This is a genomic window from Mesorhizobium sp. L2C066B000 (assembly GCF_000502335.1).
Taxonomy (GTDB): Bacteria; Pseudomonadota; Alphaproteobacteria; order Rhizobiales; family Rhizobiaceae; genus Mesorhizobium.
Genome location: NZ_AYWZ01000019.1, coordinates 77,125 through 95,866 on the forward strand (window position 1 = coordinate 77,125; position 18,742 = coordinate 95,866).

An 18,742-nucleotide genomic window follows, 5' to 3' on the forward strand; every position below is an offset into this window, starting at 1 on the left:
GAACTCGCCACCGCATTTTGGGAGGTGCGTGCCTGATTGGGCCAAGGCCTAATGTTGCACTGCGAAACCCGCCTTTCAATGCCAATCTTTTTGGGCCAGCTCGCTCCTAATCGATTTGATCCGCAATCCGCGCCAGGCTTTCCTCGCGGCCAAGCACGGCAAGCACGTCGAACACGCCGGGCGAGGTGCTACGGCCGGTAAGGGCCGCCCGGAGCGGTTGGGCCACGGCGCCGAGCTTGTGGCCGCCGGCCGCTGCGAACTCGCGCACTGCGGCTTCAGCCGCGGCAGCCGACCAATCGCCCGAAACAGTCTGCAAAGCGGCATGTGCGCCGCGCAGGATCGCGCGCGCGTCGGCACTGAGCAGTGCTGCCGCCTTCTCGTCGATCGGCAGCGGCCGCTCGACGAACAGGAAGGCCGCGCCATCGGCCAGTTCCACCAGCGTCTTGGCGCGCTCTTTCAGGCCCGGCAAGGCGGCCAGCAGCTGCGCCTTCCTGGCGTCGTCGAGACGGGCGGCGATAGCAGATCCGCCTTCGAGGTATGGCAGAGTGGCGACGAAAATGTCGAACAGCTCGGTATCGGCCATCTTGCGCATATGCGCGCCGTTGATTGACTCGAGCTTGGCGAAGTCGAAACGCGCCGCACCCTTGTTGACATCGCCGATGTCGAACCACGAAATCATGTCCTTGATCGACATGATCTCGTCGTCGCCATGGCTCCAGCCGAGCCGCGCCAGATAGTTGAGCAGTGCCTCGGGCAGATAGCCCATGGCGCGATAAGCCTCGACACCGAGTGCGCCGTGCCGCTTCGACAGCTTGGCGCCGTCGGCGCCGTGGATCAGCGGGATATGCGACATCGACGGGACGTCCCAGCCCATCGCGTTGTAGATCACCGTCTGGCGCGCGGCGTTGGTCAGATGGTCGTCGCCACGGATGATGTGGGTGACGCCCATGTCATGGTCGTCGACGACGACGGCATGCATGTAGGTCGGATTGCCGTCCGAGCGCAGGATGATGAAATCGTCGAGGTCCTTGTTGGGGAAGCGCACCTCGCCCTGCACACGGTCGTGCACCACGGTTTCGCCCTCGGTCGGCGCCTTGATGCGGATGGCGCCCTTGACGCCGGGAGGCGCCTCCGAGGGGGCACGATCGCGCCACGCGCCATTGTAGCGCGGCGGCAAGCCCTTGGCGCGTGCGGCCTCGCGCATCGCCTCGAGCTCGGCAGGGGTCTCGTAGCTGTAATAGGCCTTGCCCAGGCGCACCAGCTCCTCGGCCACCTCACGGTGGCGTGGCGCGCGCTCGAACTGCGATATGGCCTCACCGTCCCAGGAAAGGCCGAGCCAGGTCAGCCCATCCAGAATGGCCTGTGTCGCCGCCTCGTTGAAGCGTTCGCGGTCGGTGTCCTCGATGCGCAGCACCATCGTGCCGCCGGTGTGCTTGGCGTACAGCCAGTTGAACAGTGCGGTGCGCGCGCCGCCTATATGCAGATAGCCGGTGGGCGAGGGGGCAAAACGGGTGACGACCGTGTAGGACATGGAACTCTCGGGAACCTTGGAAAGCGGGGCGTGATCGCGCGGGCTTTCGCGCTTTGCGCGTTCATGTAGCATAGGAGGTCTGGGGCGCAAGGGGCAGACCCGATGGCTGGATGAGGCCGGGGCACGTCGCCAATTATCGGTTGCGTCAACGGGCGCCGGAGCCTTGTAGCACAAAATCTGTTCGCACCTCCGCGCAACCTCATTTGGCAGCAGCGTCAATGTCTGGGTTTCATTCGGCTGCAGCGTCCGTCACAGTGCCTGGAACATCGCTGCGACGGTGGTAGTCTCCTCTGACGAGCGGACATTTCTTCACGGAGGCGGCACTGCCCGACTACAAAGCCGCCGTGACAGCGTTGGCTTGGTCACGCATATTGACCTTTCTGCAATCATTATCGTGAACACCGCAACTGTGTGCAGTCCGGTCTCGCCACTAAGGAAGCATGATTGAAAGAAGGACTACCGATGACCAGAAACGCTGACCATACGGAGGGTGATCCGTTCTACCATGGCACCCGGGCGGATTTGAAACCCGGGGATCTGCTGAGCGTCGGCCACCCTTCCAATTTCAGAGGTAAACCACTGTCATGGATCTATTTCACCCAGACACTGGAAGCCGCCATCTGGGGAGCAGAGCTTGCAACGGGTGACGGTCGTCAAAGGATTTACATCGTAAAGCCGACGGGGTTTTTCATGGATGACCCTAACCTGACCGATAAAAAATTTCCCGGTAATCCGACGAAATCCTACCGCTCCCGTGATCCGTTACTCATCCTGGGGGAGCTCGCTGAATGGCAGGGTCATACACCCGAACAATTGAAGGCAATGCACGATGGGCTTGCTCGCCTGAGGGCGGAGGGCCGGGATATGATTGAGGATTGAGCGTCCTTGGCGAGTGATGGTCAATTCCGGCGCGGTGGACGCGACCGCACGGACTTTCGCGCTTTGCGCGTTCATGTAGCATAGGAGGTCTGGGGCGCAAGGGGCAGACCCGATGGCTGGACGTGGCCGGGGCACGAAGGAAGGCGAAGGCGCCGAGGCAAGCGTCAGCGAACGCTCGCTGTTTGCCGATAGTCCCTATGCCGAGCCGCTGCCCCTCGCGCTGCCTGAGCCGCATCCCGGCGTCGCGCCTGCGCTGCCCGGTCACGCCTTGCCGGCGCAAGTCACAGCGCCCGGATCTATCGCCCGCCTGCGCAGACGGCTTCGCCGTCCGTCATGGCCCGCGCTCCGCCGCAGCCTTGCCGCGGCCGCCAACACGGAGCTCGACCGGGGCGTCGCCTTCCTGCTGGTGCCGGTTTTCCTGGCGGCCGGCGTCATCATTTATTTCTCGCTGGCCGGCGAGCCCGGCTTTGCGCAGCCAATCGCCATTGTGGTGCTGGCGACATGTTGCGCTGTCGCCACGCGACCTCGGCCGAGGACGCATCTGTTCTGCATGGCCGCGATGCTGTGCGCGCTCGGCGTCGTCGCCGCCAAGGTCGAGACCTGGCGCGCCGGAACGCAGATGCTCGGCTCCGAGATCCAGACACGGCTGACCGGCCGCGTCGTCAGTCTCGAACAGATGGAGAGCGGGCGCATCAGGCTGACGCTTGACGTGGTTTCGACCGCTTACCCCGAGTTGCGCTACGCCCCGAAGCGGGTCAGGCTCTCGGCGCGGACCGTTCCCGCCGATATGACCGCCGGCTCCCTGATCACCGGCTATGCCAGGCTGTTGCCGCCGACCGGTCCGGTGCGGCCGGAGAGCTACGATTTCTCCTTCGACAGCTATTTCACCGGTATCGGCGGCAGCGGCTTCTTTCTCGGCAATCCGAAAACCATTGCTACGCAGGGACCGCCGCCGCTGGCCGCGCGGCTCTCCTCGGCAATCGAGAACGCGCGCGAAAACATTGCCGACCATATCAGGGGCAAGATCGGCGGCGCCGAAGGCGAGATTGCCGCGGCGTTGATTGTCGGGGTGCGCGCCGGCATCCCGGACGAGGTCAACGAAGCGATGCGGCGCACCGGCATCTACCACATCATCTCCATCTCCGGCCTGCACATGGCGCTGGTTGCCGGCACCATCATGGCGTTGCTGCGTGGCGCCTTTGCGCTGTTTCCCGATTTCTCATCGCGCCGGCCGGTGAAGAAATATGCGGCCGCGGCAGCGCTTGTCTCGATCGCCGCCTATCTCGTTATTTCAGGCGTCGTGGTTGCCGCCGAGCGCAGCTTCATCATGCTGGCGGTCATGCTTGTCGCCGTGCTGTTTGATCGCGCCGCACTCACCATGCGCAATCTGGCGATCTCCGCCATTGCCGTCATCCTGGTGTCGCCGCACGAGGTGGTCGGTCCCAGCTTCCAGATGTCGTTTGCCGCCACCGCCGCCCTTGTCGGCGCCTATGCCGGCTGGGCCGATTACCGCGCCGACAAGGTGAGAACGCCGCCGGCAAAGCGCTCCTTCGTCGGCTTCCTGTCGCGAAAATTCGCGCTGGCCATGGGCGGCCTCGCCATGACCTCGATCATCGCCGGCAGTGCAACCTTGCTGTTCGCCATTTGGCATTTTCAGCGTGTGTCGCCGCTCAGCCTGATCGCCAATCTGGCCGTGATGCCGATTGTTTCGTTGATCGTCATGCCCTTTGCCGTGCTCAGCGCACTGGCGATGCCGTTCGGCGCCGACGGGCCGTTCCTCTATGTGATGGGCAAGGGTCTGATGGCGATGATCGCTATATCGGCCTGGATTTCCGAGCGCTCGCCGGTCGACGCCGTCGGGCTGATCTCCATCCGCTCGGTGCTGTTGGTGGCGGTCGCCCTCGTCATCGCCACCATGGCCACCACCTGGCTCAGGCTGGCGGCCGTGCCTTTCGCGCTGGCCGGCCTGTTGACGGTGCCGCAGGTGCTTACGCCCGACGTGCTCATATCCGAGGATGCGCATCTGGTGGCCATGCCGATCGGTGGCGGCGAACTCGCCCTCAACCGCGAAGGCTCCAACGAATTCACCACGGACAATTGGAAACGGGCGCTGCGGGCCGAAACCATTATCCCGCCCGAGATTTTCGAGGCAACAGATACGCGGTTCGATCTCGATCCGCTCGATCTGCCGCCCGGGTCGCCCTTCTATTGCATGGGCGATCTCTGTATCGCCCGACACCCTTCCGGAGCCATTGTAGCCCTTGCCAAAGACCGCAAGACGGCGCGGCCGGCCTGTGCCTTCGCTAGCCTGATCGTCATCGATGACGCCACGGCCTACAATCCGTGCCGCGACCCGCTGGTGCTGGTCGTGACGAAGAAACAGCTGGCCCGCGACGGCAGCGCCGCCGTCTTCTTCGATCCGCAATCGGCAGCTGCAGCGCCAACCATCCGCTTCGCCGTCGACAAGCCGTATCGCCCCTGGCACGAGCAGCGCCGCTTCTCCCGCGAAGCGCGCGGCCTGCCGCCTTACAACCAGCGTGAAAAGTACAAACCCAAGCCGGCTCAGTAGCGCCGGATCAATCCGACAAGCTTGCCCTGCACCTTCACCCTGTCCGGTCCAAAAATGCGGGTCTCGTAGGCCGGGTTGGCGGCTTCCAGGGCGATCGAGGCGCCCTTGCGGCGGAAGCGTTTCAGGGTCGCTTCCTCATCGTCGACCAGCGCCACCACGATCTCGCCGGGGCTGGCTGTGTCGGCATTGCGGATGATGACCGTGTCGCCATCGAAAATGCCGGCCTCGATCATCGAATCGCCCTTGACCTCGAGCGCGTAGTGTTCGCCGCCCATGATCATGTCGGGCGGCACCGAGATCGAATGGGTCTGATGCTGGATGGCGTCGATCGGCACGCCGGCGGCGATGCGTCCCATCACCGGGATTGAAATCGAGGAAACGGCATCGTCATTGCCGGCAGACATCGAACGCGACGGCGAGCCCGGCTTGATCTGGCGGCCGAGACCGCCTTGGCCCATCCCGCCTTGTCCCTGGCCGCCTTGCCCTTGGCCGGCTTGACCAAGACTGCCCTGAATGACGCTCGGCGAAAACTTCCTCGCCGCGTTGAGGCCTGGTGCGATCGAGTCGGGTAGCCGCAGCACTTCCAGCGCGCGCGCCCGGTTCGGCAGCCGGCGAATGAAACCGCGCTCCTCAAGCGCTGTGATCAGTCGGTGGATGCCGGACTTGGAGGCGAGGTCGAGCGCTTCCTTCATCTCGTCGAAGGACGGCGGGATTCCGCTCTCCTTCAGGCGTTCATGGATGAACATCAGAAGCTCATGTTGTTTGCGCGTCAGCATCGCGGCCCCCAAGGGTTCTGAAACCAGAATCGGAAAAAACAAACCCAGAACAAACACTATCTGTTCCAGTTGTGTTCCGCAACCTTTTAAAGTTTAATGAATGTGTTGACGTTATGTTCAGCGTAACGTTCGGCGCTGCGAGCGCCGCCTGCGCCCAGTTGCCAGCAACGGGGTGAAACGAAGACAAAGTGCCCTGCGTCGTCGGTTACGATCGCCGCTTCCCTTTCGGACGGGGCTGCGCAGCATCCGCGCCGGGTTCGCTCTGGGCATAGACCTGCAGCGTGGAGCCGATGTGAGCGGTCATCAGAGTTTTCGCACGTTCGACGTCGCGATCGAGGGCCGCTTCCATCAGGGCGGTATGGTGTTCGATCGCCACGGCGTCGCGCAGGGCCGCCACGGCCTTCCGGTGCCCATCCGTGCGGCCGGCGGCGGCGCGCAGCGTGGGGGCCAGACCCAGAAAGCGGTGATGGCGATGCAATTGGTCGGAAATCGTTGCATTGAAGCGCAGCAGCCAGCTGGATGTCGCGGCACTGAGCAGCGCCGCATGGAAGGCATCGTGTTTTTCGTACCACGCGTCGACCGCATCATCCGATGGATCGTCGAGAACAGACCCGCACCGTGAGAGACGATAGTGGGCGGCAACGACCGCGTCTTCCCACTCGCGGTCGCCCTTCTCGACCGATTCCACCAGCAGGGGCAGTTCGACCACGAGCCGCGCACGCGCCAAATCCTCGAGCTCCGCCCGAGAGACGGGAGCGACCGCAAACCCGCGGTTGCTGATGGCGGTCACAAGCCGTTCCGCCTCCAGCCGCGACAGCGCCTCGCGCAACGGCGTCCAGCCGATGCCGTAGGTGTTGCGCAGCGTGCTCAGCTTCAACGGCGCGGCAGGCGCCAGCCGGGTCGCAAGAATATCGCGCCTGAGCAGGCGATAGGCCACTTCCGTCTTCGAGGTCTGCTCGTCATCCAGCATCGTGATCCATCAGACAAAACGCTCGGCTGAGCATTATATATCAAAGCCTTTCAATGGGTGAATTATATATAATGTTGACAGTTCAAGGGCGACCACTCAAAGTCGACGGCATGTTTGGGCGGGCAGGCTCCGCCGCGCGCGTTTGTCCATGGAGGGGCGCCGGATCATGATGACACCCGATCTCGCTGCAATCGAAGCAATGGATGCCGCCGATCCGCTGCGCTCCATGCGCGAACGCTTTGTCTTGCCGCAAGGCGTGATTTATCTCGACGGCAATTCCCTGGGCGCCGCGTCAGCGGTCGTCTTCAGCGAACTGCAGCAGGCCGCCACGCAGGAATGGGCGCACGACCTCATTCGCGCCTGGAACACCGCCGGCTGGTTCAACATGCCGGTGGAACTCGGAGATCAGCTCGGGCGACTGATCGGCGCGGCTGATGGGCAGACGGTGGTCTGCGACACAACCTCTATCAACATCTACAAGCTGCTGCACGCAGCGCTCGGCATGCGGCCGGATCGGTCGGTCATCGTTGCCGAGGGCGACAGTTTCCCGACCGACCTCTACATGGCCGAAGGCGTCGCCTCGACCCGGCCGGGAACGCGGCTGCGGCTGGAGGGCGTCGACGCGGCCGCAATCGAGGACCTGATCGACGACAGCGTTGCCGTCATCCTAGTCAACCATGTCAACTACAAATCCGGCCAGTTGCGCGACATGGCGGCGCTGACGCGCAAGGCACATGACGCCGGCGCGCTGATCATCTGGGATCTCTGCCACACCGCCGGTGCCTTGCCGGTCGAACTCGACCGTGCCAATGCCGATTTCGCTGTCGGCTGCACCTACAAATACCTCAATGGCGGCCCGGGCTCGCCGGCCTTCATCTACGCGGCCGAGCGCCACCATGGAGATATCAGCCAGCCGCTCAGCGGCTGGTGGGGCCATGCGCGGCCGTTTGCCTTCGAGCAGGGCTTTGCCGTTGGCAGCGGGATCCGCCGCTTCCTGTGCGGAACGCAGCCGGTGCTGTCGATGCGGGCGCTCAAAGGCGCGCTCGATATCTGGAACGACGTCGACATGGCGGCGGTGCGCAGAAAAAGTATCGCGCTGACCGACCTGTTTATCCAGCTCGTCGAAGCCAGATGCGGCGCCTACGGGCTTGAACTGGAAAGTCCTCGCGACGGCAGCCAGCGCGGCAGCCAGGTGTCGTTCCTCCATCCGCATGGCTATCAGGTGATGCGCGCGCTGATCGAGCGCGGCGTGATCGGCGATTTCCGGGCGCCGTCGACCATCCGTTTCGGCTTCACGCCGCTCTATGTCGGATATGGCGATGTCTGGCAGGCGGTCGAAGTCCTGGAGGATATTCTGCGCACCGGCGCCTGGCAGGACGCCCGCTTCGCGGTGAAGACCGCGGTTACGTGAGAAACCAGAGCAATTTCAGGAAAAGTGTGAAGCGGTTTTCCGTCCGCAATTGCGTCAAATCAAAGAGCTAGAGCATTTCGCCGTTTACGTTAAACGGTGAAATGCTCTAGAGCCGGGTGCGGACCGTCCAGAGCTCCGGAAACAGCACGACCTCCAGCATCTTCTTCAGATAGGAGGCGCCTGAGGTGCCGCCGGTGCCGCGCTTCAAGCCGATGATGCGTTCGACCGTTGTGACGTGGTTGAAGCGCCAGCGGCGGAAGTAATCCTCGAAGTCGACCAGCTTCTCGGCCAGTTCGTAGAGCATCCAGTAGCGCTGCGGGTCGCGGTAGACGGTTTGCCAAGCAGCCAGCACGTCTTCGTTCTCACCGCGCGTCTCGCGCCAGTCCGTGCGCCCGGCATCGGCGCCGATGTCGAAGCCATTGCGCGCCAAAAGCAGAAGCGCCTCGTCGTACAGCGACGGCGTGGCCAGGATCGCTTCCAGCCTGTCCGTAAGATCGCGCCGGTGCTTGTGCGGCCCGAGCATGGCTAGGTTGCGGTTGCCGGCCATGAACTCGATGGCGCGGTACTGCCAGGACTGGAAGCCCGAGGATTGGCCGAGCGCGTCGCGAAACTCGGTGTATTCGCTGGGCGTCATCGTGCGCAGCACGTCCCAGGCATTGTTGAGCTGCTCGAAGATTCGCGCGACGCGAGACAGCATCTTGAAGCTCGGTTCGAGGCGGTCGGCGCGGATAGAGCGGATCGCGGCGCCGATCTCGTGTAAAGCGAGCTTCATCCACAATTCCGATGTCTGATGCTGGATGATGAACAGCATCTCGTCATGGGCAGAAGACAGCGGCGCCTGCGCATCGAGCACCTTGTCCAGCTGCAGATAGTCGCTGTAGGACATCCGCTCCTTGAAAGACATCTGCGCGCCATCGGACGCCGGATCGTGCGGCTGGCTCAATTGCTCTTCTCCGCGCGCAACCGGAAGCGCTGGATCTTGCCGGTCTGGGTTTTGGGCAAGGCGTCGATGAACTTCACCGAACGCGGATATTTGTAGGGCGCGATCGTTGCCTTGACGTGGTCCTGCAGGCGTTTGACGGTCAATGCGTCCGGCGAAACACCTTGCACAAGCACGATATGCGCCTCGACGATCTGGCCGCGCTCGCGGTCCTCGGCGCCGGTCACCGCGCATTCGGCGACGTCGGGATGCGAGAGCAGCGCCGCTTCGACCTCGGGGCCGGCGATGTTGTAGCCGGCGCTGACGATCATGTCGTCGGAACGCGCGGCGAAGTGGAAGAAGCCATCCTCGTCCTGCGTGAACGTATCGCCGGTGAGGTTCCAGCCATCGCGGACATAGTCCTTTTGCCTGGCATCGGCCATGTAGCGGCAGCCGGTCGGGCCGCGCACCGCCAGCCGGCCAGTAGAGCCGCGCGGCAACTCCCGCATCTCGTCATCGACGATGCGTGCCTGATAGCCGCCGACGGGTTTGCCGGTGGAGGCCGGCTTCATGTCGTCGAAGCGGTTGGAGATGAAGATATGCAGCATCTCGGTGGCGCCGATCCCATCGAGGATCGGCTTGCCGGTCTTCTCAGTCCATTCCTCGAAGACAGGCGCCGGCAGCGTCTCGCCCGCCGAAACCGCGACGCGCAGCGAGGAAAGGTCAGCGCCTTCATCCATGGCCTTGAGCATGGCGCGATAGGCTGTCGGCGCGGTGAAGGAAATGGTCGCTTTGTAAGTCTCGATGATGTGGATCATGTTGGGCGGCGTCGCCTGTTCCAGCAGCGTCGCCGCGGCGCCGAAGCGCAGCGGGAAGATGGCGAGCCCGCCAAGACCGAAGGTAAAGGCAAGGGGCGGGGAGCCGACGAAGATGTCGTCGGGCGTCACCTCCAGGATTTCGCGGGCATAGGCGTCGGCGACGATCAGCAGGTCGCGGTGGAAATGCATCGTCGCCTTCGGCACGCCGGTGGTGCCGGAGGTGAAGCCGAGCAGCGCGACATCGTCGCGGCCGGTGTTGACGGCAGTGAAGGTGACCGGCTTGTCGAGGGCGGCTCGGTCGAGTTCCGCGTCATGGTTGGCCGTGCCGTCGAAGCCAATGACCTGCTTGAGATACGCATTGCCCTTGGCGCAGGCGGTCATCTCGTCCATCAGCCTTGTATCGCAAAGCGCAACCGTGATTTCCGCCTTGTCGACGATCTTGGCGAGTTCGCCGGCGCGCAGCATCGGCATGGTGTTGACGACCACCGCGCCAACCTTGGTGGCGGCCAGCCAGCAGGCGACCATGGCCGGGTTGTTGGCCGAGCGGATCAGCACCCGGTTGCCCGGCTTGACGCCATAATTCTCGACCAGGGCATGGGCGAGCCTGTTGGTCCAGTCGGACAGTTCCTTGTAGGTGCGGCGGCGGCCATTGCCGATCAGCGCGGTGTGGTCGCCGAACCCTTTTTCGACCAGCCTGTCGGTCAATTCGACGCCGGCATTTATGTGGTCGGGATAGTCGAAGCCGTCGAGCAAAAACTCCGGCCATTGCTCCGGCGGCGGCAGGTTGTCGCGCGTGAATGTGTCGATATGCGCTGATGGCCCAAGCATTTTCGACTGCCCCTGTCTGCCTCGCGCCCACGGCTGAACAAGGCGCAGGATCGCACCAGTCGAAATTTGTTTCAAGCCTAAAATGTTTTTAGGTCGCAGGATTGACGCCGCCCTGTTCGGCGGCCATTCCTGTCGACTGAACTGAAGCCATCCGGGAGGGATGCAGATGCTCCAACATCGTGTTGCCGATTGGGACAATGCCTACGCCAACGGCGACAACATTGCCGGCAGCAATCGCTGGCCGGCCGCGTGGGACACACCGGCACAGGCTTTTCGCGACACAATGTCGGCGTCCGGTCGGGCCAAGCTCGACATCGCCTATGGCGACAGCCCGCGCAACAGGCTCGATCTGTTCCTTCCCGATGTCATGCCCAAAGGGCTCGTCGTCTTCATCCATGGCGGTTACTGGAAGGCGTTCGACAACAAGCCATGGTCGCATCTGGCCAACGGCGCGGTTGCCAATGGCTTTGCCGTGGCAATGCCGACTTACACGCTTTGTCCCGACATACGCATTTCCGGCATCGTCAGGGAAATCGCGGCGGCGATCGGCAAGGCGGCGACGATGGTCGGCGGGCCGGTGATCCTGACCGGGCATTCCGCCGGCGGCCATCTCGCCTCCAGGATGGTGACGACAACGACGCCTCTGGCCGCCGATGTGGCCGGCCGCATACGCAATGTCGTCTCGATCTCCGGGGTTCATGATCTGCGGCCGATCATGCGGACGGGGATGAACGCGACACTGGCCATCGATGAAGCGGAAGCACTGGCGGAAAGCCCGGTTCTGCTGCGCCCCATGCAGGGCGCGCGCATCACCTGCTGGGCCGGCGGCGGCGAGCGGGCGGAGTTCCTGCGCCAGAATGCGCTGCTTGCCAACATCTGGATCGGCCTCGGCGCCACGACCAGCACAGTGGTCGAGCCGGACCGGCATCATTTCAGCATCGTCGACGGGCTTGCCGATCCGACACATCCGCTGACGCGGACATTGCTGGCGGAGTAACAACCAGTCTTATCTCTTGGAATTAACGGCTTGGATCCGCGACCTTCAGCGCAACATCAGAACGCTGCAAGCGGCGCCTGCTTCTGCCGCCGGAGCGAAGGGCTCGCGCACGATCAGGCCGTTGGCGTCGGCCAGCATTCTCAGCATCGAGGAATCCTGGATGCCGAACGGCGTCGCCACCAATGCGCCGGCTTCTTCCCGGACCACGGCGCGCACATAGTCTTGCCTTAGATCATTGGCCGGCATCGCGGCGCCAAGCTCAGCCTGGCGGATGTCCTGCCGGTGGGGACGGCCGCCGAGCTGCGCCAACAGCGGCTTCAGGAACAATTGCGAGCAGACCAGGCTCGCCACCGGATTGCCGGGCAGGCCGATGCACCTGATATCGCCCAGCCGCCCGAACATCAGCGGCTTGCCCGGGCGCATGGCGAGCTTCCAGAAGTCGAGGTTCATGCCTTCGCCGGTCAGCACGTCATGGACGAGATCATGGTCGCCGACCGAGGCGCCGCCGAGCGTGACGATGACGTCGGCTTTCGCATCGACCGCCTTTTTCACCAGCGCCGCGATCGCTTCCTTGCGATCGGCCGCTATACCGAGATCGAGCGCGCGAGCGCCGACCGACTGCGCCACAGCAGCGACGCCATAGGCGTTGGATGAGATGATCTGGTCGGGGCCAGGTTCGCTGCCCGGTGGCAGCAATTCGTCGCCGGTGGCGATTATGGCGACCAGCGGCCGTTGCACCACGTTCAGCCGGGAATGATTGGCCGACGCCGCCAGCGACAATGCAGCCGGATCGAGCACGCGGCCTTTTTCCAGCAGCACGTCGCCTTGCGCAAAATCCAGTCCAAGGCGGCGGATATTGCGGTTCTTCGCCGTCGGTTCGGTGACCTCGATCCGGCTACCGCCGAGATCGCGGACATTTTCCTGGATGACGATGGTGTCTGCGCCTTCAGGCAGCGGCGCGCCGGTGAAGACGCGCACGGCCTCGGATTTACCAACTGTGCCGTCAAAGCGGCGCCCTGCGGGCGCCATGCCGATCACCGAAAGCCGCGCCGGAGCGGACGCCACATCCTGCGCCCGTGCGGCATAGCCGTCCATGGCAGATGCATTGAAAGGCGGCTGGGTACGCAGCGCCACGACCGGCTCCACCAGCACCCGGCCGGCCGCATCCGCCAGCGCGACGCTTTCACCGGGCAACGCCACAGCGCCGTCGAGGAGGCGTTGAAGCGCCTCNGGCCGCATCCGCCAGCGCGACGCTTTCACCGGGCAACGCCACAGCGCCGTCGAGGAGGCGTTGAAGCGCCTCGGCGACCGGAACCAGCACCATTTACGAACCCGCCTTGTAGTCGCCGGACTTGCCGCCGGTCTTTTCCACCAGCTTTATACCGGAAATCACCATGGCGCGGTCGACCGCCTTGGCCATGTCGTAAATGGTCAGGCACGCGACAGATGCCGCGGTCAGCGCCTCCATCTCGACCCCGGTCTTGCCGGTGACGCGGGCAAGCGCGGTGACCCTGAGGCCGGGCAGCGTGGTGTCCGGTTCGATGTCGACCGACACCTTGGTCAAAAGCAGCGGATGGCAGAGCGGAATCAGCTCATGCGTCTTCTTGGCCGCCATGATGCCGGCAATGCGCGCGGTACCCAGCACATCGCCCTTCTTGGCGTCGCCGTCGAGGATCATCTTCAGGGTTTCGGCCCGCATCGAGACAAAGCCCTCGGCGACCGCCGTGCGCGTCGTCTCCGCCTTGTCGCCGACATCGACCATGTTGGCCTCGCCCTTGGCGCCGAGATGGGTGAGGGCGGCTGCCATCCTCAGATGGCCTCTGCCTTCGCCTTGCCTGTCAAAAGCAGCCGCGTTGCCGCAGCGACATCCTCTTGCCGCATCAGGCTCTCGCCGACGAGGAAGGTGCTGATGCCGGTCTTTTGCATCCTGAAGCAATCGTCGTGGGTGAAAATGCCGCTCTCGCTGACCAGCAATCGGCCGCCCGGCACCATCGACGCCAGCCGTTCCGAGGTCTCGAGGCTGGTCTCGAATGTTCTCAGATTGCGGTTGTTGATGCCGATCAGCTGCGACGAGAGTTTTACCGCGCGCTGCGTCTCGGCCTCGTCATGCACCTCGATCAGCGCGTCCATGCCGAGTTCGAACGCGGTCGCTTCCAATTCGCTCGCCAAGGCATCATCGACGCTGGCCATGATGATCAGGATGGCATCGGCGCCCCATGCGCGAGCCTCGTAGACCTGGTAAGGGTCGAACAGGAAATCCTTGCGCAGCGCGGGCAGGGACACTGCCTTGCGTGCATTGGTGAGAAATTCCGGCGCGCCCTGGAAGGATGGCGCATCGGTCAGCACCGAAAGACAGGCGGCACCGCCTTTCTCATAGGCCTGCGCCAGTGCGGGCGGGTCGAAATCGGCACGGATCAAGCCTTTGGAAGGGCTTGCCTTTTTGATCTCGGCGATCAGGCCGAAGCTGCCCGATCTGCGCTTCGCCTCAAGCGCCCTCAGAAAGCCACGCGGTGCGTCGGCATCCTTGGCTCGCGCCTTGATCTCGGCCAACGGTATCCGCGCCTTCGCCGCCGCGATCTCGTCGCGTTTGTAGGCCTCGATCTTGCGCAGAATGTCAGCCACGGCTCATCCGTTCGAAATCTCGACCAGCCTGTCGAGCACGCCCAGCGCCCGGCCGCTGTCGATGGCCTGTGTGGCCGCGGCCATGCCGTCGGCAAGCGTCGTCGCCTTGCCGGCTACCACCATGCCGGCGCCGGCATTCATCAGCACCGTATCGCGATAGGCGCCGGCAGCACCGCCCAGCATGTCGCGCAACGCCTTGGCATTGTAGGCGGCATCGCCGCCGCGCAGCTCGTCCTTGCTGTGGCGCTGCAGGCCGACCGCTTCCGGGGTGAGCGTGAAATGACGGATCTCGCCACCGGCCAGTTCCGCAACCACAGTCTCGCCGGTGGTAGTGATCTCGTCATAGCCGTCGCCATGGACGACCCAGGCATGCTCGGTGCCCAGCGCCTTCAATGTCTCGGCCACCGGCACGATCCATTCCGGCAGGAACACGCCGACCATCTGCCTGCTGACGCCGGCCGGATTGGACAGCGGTCCGAGCAGGTTGAAGATGGTGCGCGTGCCGAGCTCGACGCGGGTCGGGCCGACATGCTTCATCGCCGGGTGGTGCGCAGGTGCGAACATGAAGCCGACGCCGGCATCCTGGATGCAGCGGCCGATTACCTCTGGTGGGATATCGATCTTGACGCCGAGCGCGACCAGCACATCGGCAGCGCCCGTCAGCGACGACAGGCCCCGATTGCCGTGCTTGGCGACCGGCACGCCGCAGCCAGCAATGACGAAGGCCGAAGCGGTCGAGATGTTGACTGAATGCGAATTGTCGCCGCCGGTGCCGACGATGTCGATTGCGCCCTCAGGAGCTTCGACGCGCAGCATCTTGGCACGCATGGTGGCGACGGCCCCGGAAATCTCGCTCACCGTCTCGCCGCGCACACGCAAGGCCATCAGGAAGCCGCCGATCTGGCCCGGCGTCGCGTCGCCAGACATGATGATGTCGAAAGCTTCGCGCGCTTCCTCGAAGGTAAGCCCGGTTCCCGTGGCGACCTTGGCGATATGGGTCTTCAGGGCGCTCATTCGGCCAAGACGTTCATTGGGCTAGGGCCATTCATTGGGCGAGGGCTTGGGCAACGGCGGCCTGGTCGACGCTGACGGCGTACTGCGTCTGCAACTGCGCCACCAACTGGTCGAGCAGATCGTCGGACATGCCTTGCGTGAAGGATTTTTGCGCATCGTCGGGTACCGAGCTGGCGTCGGCTCCGGCCGGCTCGAACACTTCGGCGACCTTGAACAGGATCTGGCCGTCGCCGGTGGGCGAGGGGATCAGCCCGGTGCCGCCTTCGCCGACGCCGAACATCGCAGCAGCACCCTCCTTGCCGAAATCGACATCGTCGGCCTCGCGCTTCACGCCGCGCTTGGTCTGCTTTTCAAGCTTCAGTTCGCCGGCGATGACGTCGAGTGTGGTGCCAGCCTTGAGGCGCTTGTCGAGTTCGTCTGCTTTCGCGGTCAGCCGCTTGGTCGTTTCCTCTGTCGTCCAGTCCGCCACCACGCGCTGGCGGACTTCGTCCAGCGTGCGGTCGCGAGCCGGCGTGATCGATGTCAGTTCATAGAACACGAAGCCGTTGTTAGGGGTGGTCAGGGCTTGATTCTCGGTGTTGGGCTCGGCCTCGAACACCGCCTTGATGAGGTCCGGCGATGCCGGCAGGTCCTTGATGATGGTGCCGTCCGGCTTGAGGCCGGTGCGGTCTATGGCCTCGACGGTAACGTCCTTGAGCTTGAGTTTGGCGGCGGCTTCGGCCAGCGTGCTGCCGGCGGCGCGGGTGTCTTCGTAATTGTCGTGCACGTCGAGCAGGATGCGGCTTGCTTCGCCAAGCGCCAGATCCTTGCGGATCTGGTCTGACACTTCGGCCAGCGGCTTCACCGTTTCCGGTTTGATCTCGGTAACGCGCAAAAGCACCGGACCGAACGCGCCCTGGACGACCGGGCTGACTTCGTTGACGGCAAGCGCGAATGCGGCATCGGCGACCGCCTTGTCGGTGATCTTATCCTTGGAGAGCGTGCCGAGCAGCGTGTCGGCCGGGGTCTTGCCCTGCGCGGTGACGATCTTGTCGAAAGTGGCGCCCGTCTTCAGCGAATCGGATGCCGCCTTGGCGGCGTCCGCGGAAGGAAACACCAGCTGTTCGATGGTGCGCATTTCCGGCGTGGTGTAGCGGCCCTTGTTCTTGTTGTAGTCGTCGCTGACCTGCTGGTCCGTTACGGCGCTGACATCCATGATGTCTTCGGGCTCGAGCCGGACATAGGAGAATTTGCGGTATTCTGGCGCCGCGTAGGTTTTCTTGTTGGCCTCGAAATAAGCCTGAAGCACGCTGTCGGATGGCGCCTCGATCGGCTCCACCAACGCCTTTGGCAAGATCAGATAGTCGATGGTGCGGTCTTCGCCGCGATAGAGCGCAACTGCCTTGAAGAAGGTATCCGGAGCCTTGAGCCCGTCCGAAACCGCTTCGACGATCTGCTGGCGCACCGCCACCTGAGCCCGGTTCTTCAGATAATCCTCCGGCCGCATTCCCAGTTCGCGCAGGCGGGATTCGAACAGCCGGCGGTCGAACTGGCCATTCGGGCCCTGGAAGGCGGGTTCCTGCCGCGTCAGTTCGGCCAGCCTGTCCTTGGAGAAGCCAAGCCCGAGCTTGCGCGCCTGTTCGTCGAGGACGGCGCCGGACACCAACTGAGCCAGCACCTGGTTGTCGATGCCATAGGCCTTGGCCTGGTCGCGGCTGATGCGCTGGCCGATCTGCTGTTGCAGCATGGCGATCTGGCGATCGTAGGCGAGGCGGTATTCGGTGATCGACACGGTGGTGCTGCCGGCGGTGATCACCGCATGATGGCCAGCCAGGAAGCCGCCCGTCATCCGCGTGGTGACGCCCCAGGCAAGGAAACTCAACACCAGCAGCGACAGCAGGGCTTTCGCGACCCAGGTCCCTGCCGCGCTTCTCAATATACCAAGCATTGTTACTTCCGATTTTTGCGCAGTTTTGCGTGCGCCCGAGTCTGAAACAAGCGCAATAGCGCCCTTCCGGCTCACTGTCGATTGCTTTGTGGCCTGATTTTGATAGGGAGGGCGAGACCCCAATGTCGCCCGGAGAACCAGATCCCCATGACGCCAGGAATTCGACCGCTCGTTGCCGGCAACTGGAAAATGAACGGCACCAGCGCTTCGCTGAACGAGCTCAGGATGATCGGCAACGGCTTCATGAGCGGGCTCGACGCAGAGACCGAAGCATTGGTCTGCGTGCCGGCGACCTTGCTGTCGCGCGCCGTCGAAATCCTGTCGCGCACGCCGGTGCGGGCCGGTGGCGAGGACTGCCACATCAAGGAAAGCGGCGCCTTCACCGGCTGTGTCTCAGCCGAGATGCTGAAGGATGCGGGCGCCAGCCACGTCATTGTCGGCCATTCCGAGTGCCGCGAACAGCGCAGCGAGGACGATGCCATCGTCCTCGCCAAGGCCTCGGCGGCGTGGCGGGCAGGGCTCGTCGCCATCATCTGCATCGGCGAGACCAAGGCCGAGCGCGAAGCGGGCACAGCACTCGACGTGTTATCGCGCCAGGTCGCCGGCTCGGTGCCACCGAGCGCAACGCCCGCCAACACCGTTATCGCCTACGAGCCGGTATGGGCTATCGGCACCGGCCTGACGCCGACCGCCGAAGACGTGGCGGAGGCGCACGCACATATCCGCCAAAAACTGGCGGAAGCGCTCGGCGCAGTCGTGGCCGGCAAGATGCGCATTCTCTATGGCGGCTCGGTCAAGGCGTCCAACGCAGTCGAACTGCTGGGCGTCAAAAACGTCGACGGCGCGCTGGTTGGCGGCGCCAGCTTGAAGGCATCCGACTTTCTCGCCATCGCCGAGGCATACCAGAATATCGCGTAGGCCCCGGAATTTCGTTGCCGACAGTTCCGTCATCGACTTATGAACGCGGCAGTTCGGCGGAAATCGTTGCAAAGGGCGCATTGCTTCCCATATTCCGGCCACGGGCTTGGAAATGCCGTTAAAGCATTGTATGGAGCCGCCTCCAAATCACCGGCCCTGATCGCCAGGGAGCGGCAGGGCTTGCCAGGATAAAATATGGAAACCGTACTGATCGTCATCCACCTCATGGTCGTGCTCGCCCTTGTCGGCGTGGTGCTGCTGCAACGCTCCGAAGGCGGTGGTCTCGGCATTGGCGGCGGTTCCGGTTTCATGACCGCGCGTGGCGCCGCCAATGCGCTGACGCGGGCGACGGCGATCCTGGCCGCGGCCTTCTTCGTGACGTCGCTGACACTCTCTATCGTTGCCCGCTATGGCGAAAAACCGATCGACATTCTCGATCGCGTGCCGGCCGACAGCGGCAACGGCGTGCTCAATCAGTTGCCCGGCACGACGGCGCCGACGCCGCCTTCGGGCAACACCGCACCGGCCGCGCCCGCGGCCAACGGCGCCGCCACCACGCCGCC

16 protein-coding genes are annotated in these 18,742 nt (G+C 63.9%); 6 read left to right on the forward strand and 10 right to left on the reverse strand.

Annotated elements, in window-relative coordinates; genetic code table 11:
• Positions 1–106 precede the first annotated feature (106 nt).
• The gene (gene gltX, locus X733_RS139490; RefSeq protein ID WP_023734358.1) at positions 107–1,531 is read right to left on the reverse strand and encodes a glutamate--tRNA ligase; all 1,425 of its coding nucleotides are present in this window, start codon (positions 1,529–1,531) and stop codon (positions 107–109) included.
• A gap of 462 nt (positions 1,532–1,993) precedes the next feature.
• On the opposite strand from gltX, the gene arr reads away from it, so the two are divergent.
• A complete protein-coding gene (gene arr, locus X733_RS139485) occupies positions 1,994–2,410 on the forward strand; it encodes an NAD(+)--rifampin ADP-ribosyltransferase (protein ID WP_023696562.1) in 417 nt (138 codons plus the stop codon).
• Positions 2,411–2,522: 112 nt separating this feature from the next.
• A complete protein-coding gene (locus tag X733_RS139480) occupies positions 2,523–4,979 on the forward strand; it encodes a ComEC/Rec2 family competence protein (protein WP_023734359.1) in 2,457 nt (818 codons plus the stop codon).
• On the opposite strand, the gene lexA is transcribed toward X733_RS139480, so the two are convergent.
• Positions 4,973–5,755 carry a transcriptional repressor LexA gene (gene lexA / locus X733_RS139475; protein ID WP_023715817.1) on the reverse strand — a complete coding sequence of 261 codons (783 nt, stop codon included), beginning with the start codon at positions 5,753–5,755 and terminating at the stop codon, positions 4,973–4,975. The genes X733_RS139480 and lexA overlap by 7 nt on opposite strands.
• Before the next feature lie 205 nt (positions 5,756–5,960).
• Positions 5,961–6,725, reverse strand: a complete 765-nt coding sequence (locus X733_RS139470; protein ID WP_023819946.1) for a GntR family transcriptional regulator — start codon at positions 6,723–6,725, stop codon at positions 5,961–5,963.
• 169 nt (positions 6,726–6,894) lie between these two features.
• Here X733_RS139470 and kynU point away from each other — a divergent pair, with 169 nt between their 5' ends.
• On the forward strand, positions 6,895–8,136 hold the full coding sequence (gene kynU, locus X733_RS139465) for a kynureninase (protein WP_196813778.1): 1,242 nt from the start codon (positions 6,895–6,897) through the stop codon (positions 8,134–8,136).
• Between the two features lie 106 nt (positions 8,137–8,242).
• On the opposite strand, the gene kynA is transcribed toward kynU, so the two are convergent.
• Together kynA and X733_RS139455 are read right to left on the reverse strand one after the other, a co-directional pair.
• Entirely contained in the window at positions 8,243–9,079 is an 837-nt protein-coding gene (gene kynA, locus X733_RS139460) for a tryptophan 2,3-dioxygenase (protein ID WP_031194025.1), read from the reverse strand.
• Positions 9,076–10,701 carry an AMP-binding protein gene (locus X733_RS139455; protein WP_023819948.1) on the reverse strand — a complete coding sequence of 542 codons (1,626 nt, stop codon included), beginning with the start codon at positions 10,699–10,701 and terminating at the stop codon, positions 9,076–9,078. The genes kynA and X733_RS139455 overlap by 4 nt, the downstream gene beginning before the upstream one ends.
• A gap of 166 nt (positions 10,702–10,867) precedes the next feature.
• Here X733_RS139455 and X733_RS139450 point away from each other — a divergent pair, with 166 nt between their 5' ends.
• Positions 10,868–11,698, forward strand: coding sequence for an alpha/beta hydrolase (locus X733_RS139450; RefSeq protein WP_023706240.1), 831 nt, complete (start codon positions 10,868–10,870; stop codon positions 11,696–11,698).
• Positions 11,699–11,743: 45 nt separating this feature from the next.
• Here X733_RS139450 and glp read toward each other — a convergent pair whose 3' ends face one another.
• The 5 genes from glp to X733_RS139425 form a co-directional block, all read right to left on the reverse strand.
• Positions 11,744–12,937: a gephyrin-like molybdotransferase Glp gene (glp, locus tag X733_RS139445; protein ID WP_023819949.1), complete on the reverse strand. Its 1,194-nt coding sequence runs from the start codon at positions 12,935–12,937 to the stop codon at positions 11,744–11,746.
• Positions 12,938–13,022: 85 nt separating this feature from the next.
• Complete coding sequence (moaC, locus tag X733_RS139440; RefSeq protein ID WP_023819950.1) at positions 13,023–13,505, reverse strand: cyclic pyranopterin monophosphate synthase MoaC; 483 nt, start codon at positions 13,503–13,505, stop codon at positions 13,023–13,025.
• Between the two features lie 2 nt (positions 13,506–13,507).
• Positions 13,508–14,320 (reverse strand): indole-3-glycerol phosphate synthase TrpC, encoded by an 813-nt coding sequence (trpC, locus tag X733_RS139435; RefSeq protein WP_023688562.1) that lies wholly within the window; start codon positions 14,318–14,320, stop codon positions 13,508–13,510.
• Positions 14,321–14,323: 3 nt separating this feature from the next.
• Positions 14,324–15,334, reverse strand: coding sequence for an anthranilate phosphoribosyltransferase (gene trpD / locus X733_RS139430; protein ID WP_023819951.1), 1,011 nt, complete (start codon positions 15,332–15,334; stop codon positions 14,324–14,326).
• Between the two features lie 31 nt (positions 15,335–15,365).
• A complete protein-coding gene (locus tag X733_RS139425; RefSeq protein WP_023738725.1) occupies positions 15,366–17,261 on the reverse strand; it encodes a peptidyl-prolyl cis-trans isomerase in 1,896 nt (631 codons plus the stop codon).
• A gap of 147 nt (positions 17,262–17,408) precedes the next feature.
• On the opposite strand from X733_RS139425, the gene tpiA reads away from it, so the two are divergent.
• Both tpiA and secG read left to right on the forward strand, forming a co-directional pair.
• Positions 17,409–18,179, forward strand: coding sequence for a triose-phosphate isomerase (tpiA, locus tag X733_RS139420; RefSeq protein WP_023819952.1), 771 nt, complete (start codon positions 17,409–17,411; stop codon positions 18,177–18,179).
• Between the two features lie 195 nt (positions 18,180–18,374).
• Positions 18,375–18,742, forward strand: a 368-nt coding sequence (secG, locus tag X733_RS139415; RefSeq protein WP_023819953.1) for a preprotein translocase subunit SecG, incomplete at its 3' end; no start/stop codon positions are given.